Below are 12,323 nucleotides of genomic sequence, written 5' to 3'. Positions count from 1 at the left end.
ACCCGGGCTTCAGGAGACGCTGCAAGTTCATCCATGAACGCTTGACGAAGGCCGTCCCTGGCCTTCGACACTCCTGAAGCCCGGGTTCTATTACCTTAATCGCCTCTTACCAACCAGCCCTGCTCCCTTCTTCTATCCATCATATAGCCTGGAACTGGATATCAGGTGAGATGCCTGTCATGCTTGGCCTCTTGCTGACGTAAATACCGTCAGTCTGCGACGCTTACATGCAACTTAACACCCGCTCATCAAGTTACCTTCAAGCTTCAGTTCTATCCAATTCGTAATCCGTCACCAGACATTCCAGAGGTATATGTAAGCCGCTATGGAGTCGTCGAATCATAGGCAGCGTTAAACGTCGTTTTCGATTTAAAACCTCACTGACCCGGCTCCGCTGACCTAAAAATGGCACCAGATCAGAGTCTTTTAGACCCTCCTGATCCATTCTGAATTTAATCGCTTCCACAGGATCGGGTGCATTAATTTTATACTGAAATTCTTCGTAGGCTTCGACCAAAGTCACCAGAATATCGAGTTCATCAGCCGCTTCGGTATCTGGTTCAGCATCCCAAAGCTCATCAATACGGGCCAGTGCACTTTGATGATCTTCCGCTGTTTTTATGGGCTTTATATTCATACCTTCACCTCTAAACTGTTTCTGCATTAATTGCATCGTACTGCTTATGCGTACCAACGAAACGAATGTATTTACCCCACCCACATTTCCCATTATGGGAAAAATTAGAATTTGTCAATAAAATTCCCGTTTCGGGAAATTTGCGTTTTTATGTATTGATAATAACTGCATCTCAAAAGGAGAAAATAAGAGGAGGATTAAAAGGGCATATGAATTAATGGACTAAGAGGTGTGGCCTGATGCTATTGCATTATAAGAAATGTAGAATAGCGAATGCTTCAACGGTTACCAGTGGGGCTTTGGAGGTGTGCAGCGCCATGGATGGCGCTGCTCAAGCCCTACAGGGACGTACTCGCGGGCGTCCTCCAAAGTCCCACTGATAACCGCAGCACTCGCGTTGTCCTCCATATCTCACCTGACATAAATGTCAGGCTACGTGGGTCCAGGTTAAAGCTTCAGGCCCCAGCGGGTGGCGGTGCGTTTGACGGCGTCGACATTTTCGGTGGCTATGATGTGCAGTGGTGTGCGGTCAAACTGGGCGCTTAAGTCCAGATGTTGTTTTAGCCAGGCCAGCATGGCTTCGCCGGAATGAATCGTTTTGGCACCGTTGAAATACGCAGAAATGCTCTCGGCTATTAGCGGAAAATGCGTACAACCCAGCAGCACCACGTCGGGCTTTTCAAGCTTGCCAAAATAATGCTTAAAGGTTTCCTGCAGTATCGGGCCGTCGTACAACTCTTCTTCGACAATAGGCACAAACAACGGCGTGGCCATAGCGTTTACCTGGTTGTAACCTAAAGCCTGTATCTGCTGCTGATAAGCACCGGAGTTTATCGTCGAGCGAGTGGCTATAACTAACACCCGGGCGCTGGTATCAATACCCTGCAGTTGTTCCAGCGCCATGACACCGGGTTCCAGCACGCCGTACACCGGTTTATTGGAAAATTTCTGCATTTGTTCCAGAGCGGTCACACTCACCGTGTTACAGGCCACTACCAGACAATCCACATCGGCGCCGTTAAAAAACTCTACCGCCTCCAGCGCATAGCGCGTAACGGTATTGCTGTCCTTGCTACCGTAAGGCACCCGGGCTGTGTCTCCGTAATACAGTAGCTCGCTGAAGCAACCACTTTGTTGCAACGACCGAGCTACGGTTAAACCACCCACACCGCTATCAAAAACTCCGACTTTCATGCCCGTCTATTCCTTTTCAATTTACTTTTCCAAATTCACGGTTTTAAGACGCAGCGCGTTGGTAATGACGAACACACTGGACAACGCCATGGCACCCGCTGCCAGCATGGGCGAAAGCAAAATACCGAAAAACGGATACAGCACGCCCGCGGCAACAGGAATTAACGCGGTATTATAAGCAAACGCCCAGAATAAATTCTGACGAATGTTGCGCATGGTGGCTTCAGACAAAGCAAAAGCCTGTTGCACAACGGTCAGGTTGTCAGACATTAGCACCACATCGGCGGATTCAATCGCCACATCCGTACCGGTGCCAATGGCAAAACCCACGTCGGCGGAGGCCAGTGCCGGTGCGTCGTTTATACCGTCCCCCACAAATATGACCTGGCCCCATTGTTTTTTCAGGCGCTTAACGGCATCCACTTTGCCATCAGGTTTTACATTGGCGACCACTTCGTCAATGCCCAATTCTTTGGCAATACGTTTTGCGGTGGACTCCGCATCCCCTGTGACCATAGCGGTTTTTAGACCGTCGGCGTGCAAGCGTTTAATCAATTCTTTGGCACTGGCTTTTATCGGGTCGTCCTGAGTAAATACCGCTGCCAGCTTACCGTCTATTGCGACATAAATCGGTGTGCGACCACTCTCTGACCAGGTTTTAGCCTCCGCAGGGTTGGCATCCAGCACAATGTCGTTGTCCCGCATCAGCTCGCTAGTACCAATGTAAAGCGTTTTACCATCCACTTTGCCGGTGGCACCCAAACCGGAAATAGCTTCAAAGCTCTCAGGCTCGCTGACTTTAATGTCTTGCTCTTTGGCATAGTTGACCAAAGCTTCTGCGGTGGGATGTTCTGACTTAGCTTCAACCGAGGCTGCCAAGGTCAGCACCTCTTTTTCGCCAAACTCGCTTAGGGTAATCCACTCTGTAATAGTCGGTTTGCCTTCGGTCAGTGTACCTGTTTTATCAAAAATAACGCCTTTGGATTGTTGTAACGCCTGCAAAGCACTGCCTTGACGGAATAACACGCCCATTTCCGCACCTCGGCCGGTACCCACCATAATTGAGGTCGGTGTCGCCAGCCCCATGGCACAAGGGCAGGCAATAATCAAAACGGCGACTGCATTAACCAACGCAAAAGTGAGTGCTGACTCACTGGCAGCAAAATACCACACCGCAAAAGTCAACAAAGCCACCAGCATGACTGCAGGTACAAACCACAAGGTAATACGGTTCACCGTGTCCTGAATCGGTAACTTACTGCCCTGCGCCTGCTCGACCATACGGATGATCTGCGCCAGCACGGTTCCCTCGCCGGTAGCCGTTACTTTAAAACGCAAAGTGCCTTTTTCATTCAGCGTTCCGCCAACAACTTTGTCTTCTTTCTGCTTATGCACTGGCTCGGCTTCGCCGGTTATCATGGCCTCATTGACATAACTGTCACCGGAAGATACTTCGCCATCCAAAGCAATACGCTCACCCGGGCGCACTTCAATTTCATCGCCCTTGCCCAGCTCCGCAATATCAACTTCCGTCACTTCGCCGTCGCGCACTACCCGCGCCGTCTTGCTTTGCAGGCTCATCAGCCGCTGAATAGCATCAGAGGTGTGGCTTTTAGCCCGTGCTTCCATAAAACGTCCGGCCAGAATCAGGGTGACAATAACCGCCGAGGCCTCAAAGTAAACGTTCACTGACTCGCTCGGTAACCAGGTTGGGAAAACCGTTGCCACGACAGAATAGCCCCAGGCCGCCGTTGCGCCCAGTGCCACCAATGAGTTCATATCCGGTGCGCCCCTGAATAACGCAGGAATACCCAGTTTATAAAAACGCGCGCCGGGAACCGCCAATACCACCGTAGTAAGTACTAACTGTATCCACCAGCTGATTTGTAAGCCGAGTGAGTTATGTACCCACTGGGAAAATACCGGCACCATATGGTTGCCCATGGCCAGTATAAACACCGGCAACGTCAGCAGAGCCGAAAGCCATAACTGGCCTTTTAACGCACGCATTTCCTTTGCCTGTTGCTCACGCTGTTCGCGCATTTGCTTATCGCGATCGACTACTTCATGGGCGTCGTAGCCTGCTTCTTGCACCGCTTTAATCAAGTCATCCACGGAGAGCTTGTTGGAATAAGTGACTTCAGCGCTGTCCGACGCCAGGTTCACCGACGCTTCTTCAACGCCGTCTAAGCCATTTAATGCCTTGTCGACACGACTGGCGCACGAGCCACAGCTCATGCCTTCCACACTTAAACGGACAGATTTACTCATTACTGCCCCCGTCGGCTTCTGCCGGTTTAAGCCACAACAACAGCCAGAACACCACCAGCTGTGCCACGCCAATATAACGCTGTATCGCGCCGCGTACTTCAGCTAATTCGGGGTTAATCATTAACACAAAACCTAAAGCAATAATCACCGACAGAAGGACAAAAGCACAGCGCACCGGCCAGGTAGTTTTCGGCGTAAAGGTCAGTAACAGCGTACCTAGCGCAAAACCGAAGTAACTGACCATACTAATAACATTATGTAATGCCTGAGAACTGGAACCATCCGTCGGGCAGCCTAAATCGCAAGGTGCCAGTGCCGCACCGAGGTAAGCCACAGGGTAGAAAAATAGAAGGCTCCAACCAATATGGCTAATACCTTTAACGCGTAAATGTGGACGCGCAGTTAACAGCACACCGAAAGACACCATCGCCAGCGGAATAAAGCCGACCCAGCCAAAAGCGCCAGCGGCAGTGCTGCCAGTAGCATTAATTTCGCTTATATACTGGCTGACATGAGAAAAGTCGTCTTTTACCCAGGAGGCAACCAATTGCAGACCAACCCAAAATAAGGTCAGAATAATGAGTTGCGGCATAACAGGAGAGCTTTTCGTCGGTGTGTTTTCCATGTAGCCTCCTCGGCTGTATTAATGTGATAATCTTTCACTACAGTGTAAACCAAGATGGGAACAGATTGTGAATATTCAAGTGCTTGGCTGCAGCGGCGGACTCAGTGGCGACAATAAAGGCGGTTCCACCTGCATTCAGCTCAATCATAACATTCTGATTGACGCCGGCACCGGCCTGAATCAACTCAGTCTCGCGCAAATGCACCAGGTTAGGCATGTATTTCTTACCCACTCGCATATGGACCACATTGCCGCTTTGCCCACATTTTTAAGCAACCAATACGGAAGTGAGCACTTACCTGTTACGGTTTACGCACAGGCTCACACTCTGGAAAAGCTGAAGAATAACATTTTTAACGGCGATATCTGGCCTGAGCTCAGCAGCATGACCGAAGGGCCTGAAGCGATATTGCAGTTTAAAGAAATTCACCCGGGTCAGAGCATCAAGCTGGATGGCCTGGAAATTAAAGCTTTTGCTGTAGAGCATAGCGTGCCGACAGTGGGCTACAGCGTAAAAAATCAGGGCAAACACTTCGTTTTCGCCGCCGATACCATTGCCGGCAAGCAGTTGACCGAACAGCTTAACCGCTTAGGCCACATCGACACCCTAATGCTGGAATGCGCCTTTCCCGACGAGTTACTGCATGTTGCAGAAAAAACCAAGCACATGACCCCAACCCTGCTGCAAAGCGCCCTGAATAGCCTGAAACAGCAACCCGCTGAGCTTTGGGTAACCCACTTAAAACCCAGTAACGAAAAAGCCCTGCGCAAAACCTTAGCAGCCAACCCACCACATAAAAATACGGTGGTGTTGTAATCGGATACTTGCGGTTTCGTCACCTGACCTATGCGATTTCGTAGCCTGACGTTTACGTCAGGAACGATACCTCACCTGACATGAATGTCAGGCTACGCATTTGGGCGTACATTACGCACCCGCACCGACATATCATTTTCTATAGTTTTAATAAGGCCAACAGAAACCCCTAGAGCTTTAGCTTCGATTTTGAAGTTTCGGATTTGTTGATAAATTTCATCCAGCATATGGTAAAGCGGCTTACTGTTTGCAAAACCAGCCTGCCCGGCCATCTGCTCTAACGCGGTTTTATCCGGACAAGCTCCGTTACCGTTAAATGCTGTCATATGTTCGCCATAAGAAGACGGACTATAAACAATGTCGTAACACGGCGATAACCGCCATTCGTCCTTATCATTAGCAAGGAAACTAAAATTCTTCGAGTGATCATCCTCATTCACAGTCATATAATTAAATAATGCCCGCTTAACCAGTTTTTGCGCTTCATCAACGCCGCACATAAGCCGCGTAGCCTTAATTAAGTCCACGTAATCCAATGAAGGCTCCCGGAAGGAAGCATCAAGTAGACCTGCGGCTGACAGCATGTGGTAGCGACCGTTTTCAGAGCAATCAAACCGCGTCTGCTGCAACCAAAACTGACCGTTACCCGCGTCGATAAGCTCAAACTCAGGCACCTGAATTCCAACGTTTTTAGCCATAGTTAAATATAAGTACTCAACCAGGCTTTCTTCGTGCTTTAGTAAAAACCGTTCCGACGTGAGCTTCACAATCAGCTTCTGTCCTTTCGCCTTTGGGGCAGTTGAGTATTGCCCATCGGCTAGCAATGTTGCGTTTAGTTTCGGCCGTGCACCACCCGAGCCTCCTGCAGCCTGAAGGTGTTCAATAAGATCCGTTTCAGTACCTTCAAACTCTTTTATCGCTTCCTGACCCAACCTCCGTAAGGCAATATCATCACTGCTACCTTCCCTTAAGGGAGTTTTCGGCTCATAAGAAAGCGCTCCTAAACAGTCCGAACCAATAACAGCCAGACGCTCTAATGCCGATATTTTCTGTGGGTTATAGCCATTTATTCGAAACACTCTGTCCATGAGATAAAGCCCCCAACCGTCAGGCAGGCTATCCGCAAACACACCGTGTAAACCATAATGAGGTTGTCGTGGGGCTTTTTGAAGCTCAGTTGTTGCTTTTAGGTTGAATGGTGACAAGGATGTTTTGTGTTGCTCTAAATAGTCTTTGTGATATTGAAAATAAACACCCGATTTATTTTCAGCCAGAGTGCCAACACCCACCCGTTTACCATCCGACAACGTTCGTATTACCTGAAGAGGCGTATTAAGCATTTTTCAAAACCTCATCTATGGTTTTAGGGACTTTTTCCTGCTCCAGAAATTCCCTGAGTTGGTTGAGTTCACCCAAAGCTTCGACCAGCATTAAAAACTGACGTAAAGAGATGTTTCCTGTGCGCTCAAACTTGCGAATTGTCCCGTAGGGCACACCTGATTTTTCAGACAAAGCTTCAACCGACAGCTTTTGTGCTTTTCGCAGCTGCTGGATATGCTCTTTAAGATCAAGTTGAGTATCGTATGCCGTGTTTAGGTTAAGCGTCATAATAGTAACAATTTAAGCGTCTTTTAAGTAGCAATTGTCACTATTGTAGCAGCCCCCTTGAGCTAGCGCTATTCCTTATCTGATTTTCATATCAGGCGAGATATCCTGGATAGCAGGATAGCGAGCGCCCAACGGTTGCAGGGACTATTGATGAGGTGTGCGGCGCGAGCTGCAAGAGGCATCAAACCCGTGGGCTTTCTGCTGTAGGAGTGTCGAAGGCCATGGATGGCCTTCGTCTAGCCTTCAGGGATGAACTCGTAGCGCCTCCGTAAGCAGTAGCCTGACATTTATGTCAGGTGGGATATCGTTCCTGACGTAAACGTCAGGCTACATCCCGCAACCCAGCCGGTTAGCCGAATTGCGGTTTGCGCCGGGCGCGTTACCCGAGGTGCTTACGGGCGTTGCGGAACATGCGCATCCATGGGCTGTCTTCGCCCCACTCGTCAGGATGCCAGCTGTTAGCAACGGTACGGAACACACGCTCAGGGTGCGGCATCATTGCGGTCACACGACCATCGTCACTGGTTACTGCAGTAATGCCCTTAGGTGAACCGTTCGGGTTCGCCGGATACTGCTCAGCTACTTCGCCCCAGTTATCAATGTAACGCAGCGCAACCTGACCACTTTGCTCTAACTGCGATTGCTGCTGAGGGTTGGCAAACTCCGCACGGCCTTCACCATGAGACACCGCAATTGGCATACGCGAACCCGCCATGTCACCTAAGAAAATCGACTTAGATTCCTGCACTTCCACCAGACTAAAGCGCGCTTCAAAACGCTCGCTGCGGTTAGTTACAAAACGAGGCCAGTGCTCGGTTCCCGGAATCAGCTGCTTCAGCGTGGATAACATCTGACAGCCGTTACACACTCCCAGCGCCAGCGTATCGTTACGCTTAAAGAAAGCTTCAAACTGCTGGCGCGCACGGTCATTAAATAAAATCGACTTAGCCCAGCCCTCACCGGCACCTAATACGTCACCGTAAGAGAAGCCACCACAAGCAGCCAGTGCCTGCATGTCTTCTAACGACACACGACCAGCTAAAATATCGCTCATGTGAACATCCACCGCTTCAAAACCAGCACGGTCAAAAGCGGCTGCCATTTCGTAGTGCGAGTTCACGCCCTGCTCACGCAGAATGGCGACTTTTGGCGCCACGCCTTTGGCAATATAAGGCGCTGCAACGTCTTCAGAAGGGTCAAAAGTTAAGTCCGCCTGCAAACCCGGGTTGTCCGCACGTTGTTTCAAACGAAATTCTTCGTCAGCACACACAGGGTTATCACGCAGACGTTGCATGTGGTGCGTAGTTTCCGCCCATACCGTACGCCAGTGCGTGCGGCTCTGTGCTAATACATCGTGCCCGTCGCGGGTAAAGACAATGGCATCTTCATGCGTGGGTTCACCAATGCGTTTAACACAGTCGCCCAAACCAACTGCTTTATAAGCGTCCATCACTTTCTGATACTGCTCATCACTTACCTGAATTACCGCACCCAGCTCTTCGTTAAACAGAGCCGCTAAATTGTCTTCGCCTAATTCGTCCAGTGCTACTTTCGCACCACAGTTTCCGGCAAAGGCCATTTCCGCTACGGTAGTGAATAAGCCGCCGTCGGAGCGGTCGTGGTAGGCCAGCAAACGCCCTTCGGTTACTAGCTGCTGTGTGGTATTAAAAAAGGCTTTAAAAGCTTGAGCGTCGTCTAAATCTGGTGTGTGTTGCCCCAGTTGCTGGTACACCTGCGCCAGTGCAGAGCCACCTAAACGGTTCTGACCTTTACCTAAGTCAATTAATACCAGGTGCGACTGGCCTTTGTCGGAACGCAATTGCGGCGTCAACGTCGCACGAATGTCATTCACCCGGCCAAACGCCGTAATCACCAAGCTCATTGGCGCGGTCACAGCTTTGTCTTCGCCGTCTTCCTGCCACTGAGTTTTCATCGACATCGAATCTTTGCCCACGGGAATAGTGATACCCAGTTCCGGACACAACTCTTCACCGACGGCTTTAACGGCCTCATACAAACCAGCGTCTTCACCCGGATGACCCGCTGCGCACATCCAGTTAGCCGATAATTTAATGCGTTTTAAGTCGCCAATATCAGCAGCGGCAATATTAGTCAGAGACTCTGCTACTGCCATGCGTGCCGAGGCACCAAAGTTCAGTAACGCCAGCGGCGTACGCTCGCCCATGGCCATTGCTTCGCCGTGGTAGCTGTCATAGCTGGACGCGGTTACCGCAACGTCAGCCACCGGTATCTGCCACGGGCCAACCATTTGGTCACGGGCAACCAGGCCAGTAACACTGCGGTCACCAATGGTAATTAAGAAGGTTTTCTCAGCAATAGCCGGTAATCGCAATAAGCGATCAGCGGCGTCATTCAAGTCAACCGCTTCCAGATGCAATGGCGTACCTTCGGCCTGCAAGCGGGCCACGTCACGGTGCATTTTCGGCGGTTTGCCTAGCAATACGTCCAGTGACAAATCAATTGGCTGATTCGAGAACTTGGCATCGTTCAGTAAAATAGTCAGCTCTTCAGTCGCTTCACCAATAACGGCGTACTCTGCACGCTCGCGCTCACACAAGGCTTCAAAACGCGCCATGTTCTCCGGAGCAATGGCAATAACGTAGCGTTCCTGCGACTCGTTGCACCAAATTTCCAGCGGTGTCATGCCGGGTTCATCGTTTGGTATCTCGCGCAATTCAAAGCGGCCACCACGACCACCATCACTCACCAGCTCGGGCATGGCATTCGACAAACCACCAGCGCCCACGTCGTGAATAAAGGCAATGGGGTTATCTGCGCCTAGCTGCCAGCAGCGGTCAATCACTTCCTGACAACGGCGTTCCATTTCCGGGTTTTCACGTTGCACTGAAGCAAAATCTAAATCTTCGGTTGACTCACCCGACGCCATAGAAGAAGCCGCGCCGCCACCTAAGCCAATGTTCATTGCCGGACCACCTAGTACAACCAGCTTAGCACCAACCGGAATATCACCTTTTTGCACATGGGCTTCACGAATATTGCCTAAACCACCGGCAATCATAATTGGCTTATGGTAACCACGGGTCTCGCGCCCATTGTGGCTGTCGACTGTCTGCTCGTAGGTACGAAAATAACCGGTCAGCGCAGGACGACCAAATTCATTATTAAAAGCTGCGCCGCCTAATGGGCCTTCCAGCATAATATCCAGCGCAGAAACAATACGCGCTGGTTTGCCGTAGTTCTCTTCCCATGGTTGCTTAAAACCTGGAATGTTCAGGTTAGAAACGCTGAAACCCACCAAACCAGCTTTAGGTTTAGAACCAACACCGGTAGCGCCTTCGTCGCGAATTTCACCGCCCGAGCCGGTTGCCGCACCCGGGTAAGGAGAAATAGCCGTTGGGTGGTTATGCGTTTCCACCTTCATTAAGATATGCACCGGCTCGTGGCTGTAGCCATAGCTCATGCTGTCCGGTTGTGGGTAGAAACGCCCGGCTTCATGGCCTTCCATAACGGCGGCATTGTCTTTGTAAGCCGACAACACGTAGTCCGGTGTGGTTTCAAAGGTGTTTTTAATCATTTTGAACAGCGACTTAGGCTGTTCCGCGCCGTCTATGGTCCAGTCGGCGTTAAAAATTTTATGACGACAGTGCTCAGAGTTTGCCTGGGCAAACATATAAAGCTCAATGTCATTCGGGTTACGGTCTAGTTTGCGGAAATTATCTACCAGATAATCAATTTCGTCGTCGGCCAGTGCCAGACCTAAACTGATATTCGCCTGTGCCAGTGCTTCACGACCGCCTGCCAGAATGTCTACCGAAGACAATGGCTGCGGTTCCTGTGAGCGGAATAGCTGCTGCGCGTCGTTCATGTCGTACAAAACACTCTCGGTCATACGATCATGCAATAGTAGCGCGGCCTGCTTCAGTTCTTCTGCCGACAAATCACCCTGCAAATAAAAAGCCACACCACGCTCAACACGATGGATACTTTTCAAGCCACAGTTGTGGGCAATGTCAGTGGCTTTAGAGGCCCAGGGGGAAATTGTTCCAATGCGAGGGGTTACCAGTACCAGAGCACCTTGAGGCTCATGTGCCGGCATTTCGGGGCCGTACTTCAGTAGTTGCACCAATACGGAACGGTGTTCGTCGCTAAGTTCATTATGCAAGTCAACAAAGTGCTGATACTCGGCATAAAGCTCTGTGACAGGAATTCCTGCCTGTTTCAATTGTTCAAGTTGCTTCGTTGTTTTGAAGGCTGATAAGGCAGGTGCACCGCGGTAGATTTCCACAAGCAAGGTCTCCAAAGCTGGGCGATTTTTGCTGGCAGATTATACAGTAGCCTGACATTCATGTCAGGTACAATATCGAACCTGACGTAAACGTCAGGCTACTCGATTTTCGGGGAACCTTCGCGATTCACTATGCGAAACCACTTTTCGCGGCGCTCAATAATACGTTGTTTACGTTTACGAATAACGGCGCGGCGGCGAGAGTTGTTTTCACGTCTGAGGCGGTTGGCTTGCATAGACTTAGGCCTTTATTGCGTTTAAATGCTTAATCAGCTTACCGTGTCATACTGGCTGTTGGCAACGATTTTATGCTGACTTACCAGCCTAATTTGCGTAACTTAGACTAATGTGGAAAGATCGCCCGCCGACGCACAAAAGGACCTGTTATGAATGAACTCGAATCTGACGTTTGGTACATAGTACGGACCAAGCCTAAGCAGGAAGAACGCGCCATACTGAACCTGGAGAATCAGGGATTCGGTGTTTTCGCGCCCGAGTTAACCGTAAAAAAGGTTCGTCGGGGTGTGCGTACCTCAGTGGTTGAACCTATGTTCCCGGGCTATGTGTTCGTGAAACCCGATGACATTATTGAGCAGTTTTACAAGTTGCGCAGCACCTATGGTGTCGCTGGTGTTCTGCGTTTTGGCGACAACATTCCGAAGGTACCGCAAAGCTGGATTGACCAAATGCGAGGAGTTGACCAACTGACCGATGAACAGGCACCTCAAATAGGCGACACGGTAGAAATTCAGCAAGGTCCATTCCGTGGGTTCCTTGCTAAAATTGTGAAACTGGACGGTGAATCGCGCTGCTTCGTTATGCTGGAATGGATGCAAAAAGAAGTCAAAGCCAATTTCAGCTACAAAGAACTGCAATTTCAGTAGCCTGACGTTTACGTCAGGGA

Annotated in this window: 10 protein-coding genes; 2 read left to right on the top strand and 8 right to left on the bottom strand. The window is 50.1% G+C overall.

Translation table 11 applies throughout. From position 1 onward, the window contains the following. Positions 1-259 precede the first annotated feature (259 nt). The 4 genes from ACN0RF_RS12325 to ACN0RF_RS12310 form a co-directional block, all read right to left on the bottom strand. Positions 260-637, bottom strand: a complete 378-nt coding sequence (locus ACN0RF_RS12325) for a helix-turn-helix domain-containing protein (protein ID WP_417439247.1) — start codon at positions 635-637, stop codon at positions 260-262. Between the two features lie 447 nt (positions 638-1,084). Next, complete coding sequence (gene murI / locus ACN0RF_RS12320; protein ID WP_417439246.1) at positions 1,085-1,831, bottom strand: glutamate racemase; 747 nt, start codon at positions 1,829-1,831, stop codon at positions 1,085-1,087. 21 nt (positions 1,832-1,852) lie between these two features. Then, a complete protein-coding gene (locus tag ACN0RF_RS12315; protein ID WP_417439245.1) occupies positions 1,853-4,102 on the bottom strand; it encodes a heavy metal translocating P-type ATPase in 2,250 nt (749 codons plus the stop codon). Continuing rightward, positions 4,095-4,727: a DUF998 domain-containing protein gene (locus ACN0RF_RS12310; RefSeq protein WP_417439244.1), complete on the bottom strand. Its 633-nt coding sequence runs from the start codon at positions 4,725-4,727 to the stop codon at positions 4,095-4,097. The genes ACN0RF_RS12315 and ACN0RF_RS12310 overlap by 8 nt, the downstream gene beginning before the upstream one ends. Positions 4,728-4,794: 67 nt before the next feature. Here ACN0RF_RS12310 and ACN0RF_RS12305 point away from each other — a divergent pair, with 67 nt between their 5' ends. Next, positions 4,795-5,544 (top strand): 3',5'-cyclic-nucleotide phosphodiesterase, encoded by a 750-nt coding sequence (locus ACN0RF_RS12305; protein ID WP_417439243.1) that lies wholly within the window; start codon positions 4,795-4,797, stop codon positions 5,542-5,544. 92 nt (positions 5,545-5,636) lie between these two features. Here ACN0RF_RS12305 and ACN0RF_RS12300 read toward each other — a convergent pair whose 3' ends face one another. The 4 genes from ACN0RF_RS12300 to ACN0RF_RS12285 all read right to left on the bottom strand — a co-directional run bounded on the left by ACN0RF_RS12300 (position 5,637) and on the right by ACN0RF_RS12285 (position 11,655). Next, complete coding sequence (locus tag ACN0RF_RS12300) at positions 5,637-6,884, bottom strand: type II toxin-antitoxin system HipA family toxin (RefSeq protein ID WP_417439242.1); 1,248 nt, start codon at positions 6,882-6,884, stop codon at positions 5,637-5,639. Beyond that, positions 6,877-7,152 (bottom strand): helix-turn-helix domain-containing protein, encoded by a 276-nt coding sequence (locus ACN0RF_RS12295; RefSeq protein WP_417439241.1) that lies wholly within the window; start codon positions 7,150-7,152, stop codon positions 6,877-6,879. The genes ACN0RF_RS12300 and ACN0RF_RS12295 overlap by 8 nt, the downstream gene beginning before the upstream one ends. Before the next feature lie 379 nt (positions 7,153-7,531). Next, a complete protein-coding gene (purL, locus tag ACN0RF_RS12290; protein ID WP_417439240.1) occupies positions 7,532-11,419 on the bottom strand; it encodes a phosphoribosylformylglycinamidine synthase in 3,888 nt (1,295 codons plus the stop codon). A 98-nt stretch (positions 11,420-11,517) separates the two neighbouring features. After that, the gene (locus tag ACN0RF_RS12285; protein ID WP_404398488.1) at positions 11,518-11,655 is read right to left on the bottom strand and encodes a hypothetical protein; all 138 of its coding nucleotides are present in this window, start codon (positions 11,653-11,655) and stop codon (positions 11,518-11,520) included. Between the two features lie 150 nt (positions 11,656-11,805). Between ACN0RF_RS12285 and rfaH the strand changes: the two genes are divergently transcribed. Beyond that, positions 11,806-12,303, top strand: a complete 498-nt coding sequence (rfaH, locus tag ACN0RF_RS12280) for a transcription/translation regulatory transformer protein RfaH (protein WP_417439239.1) — start codon at positions 11,806-11,808, stop codon at positions 12,301-12,303. Positions 12,304-12,323: the final 20 nt, after the last annotated feature.

The organism is Idiomarina sp. (genome assembly GCF_048260185.1).
Lineage (GTDB): Bacteria > Pseudomonadota > Gammaproteobacteria > Enterobacterales > Alteromonadaceae > Idiomarina.
This window is presented reverse-complemented; position numbering and strand designations above follow the sequence as displayed.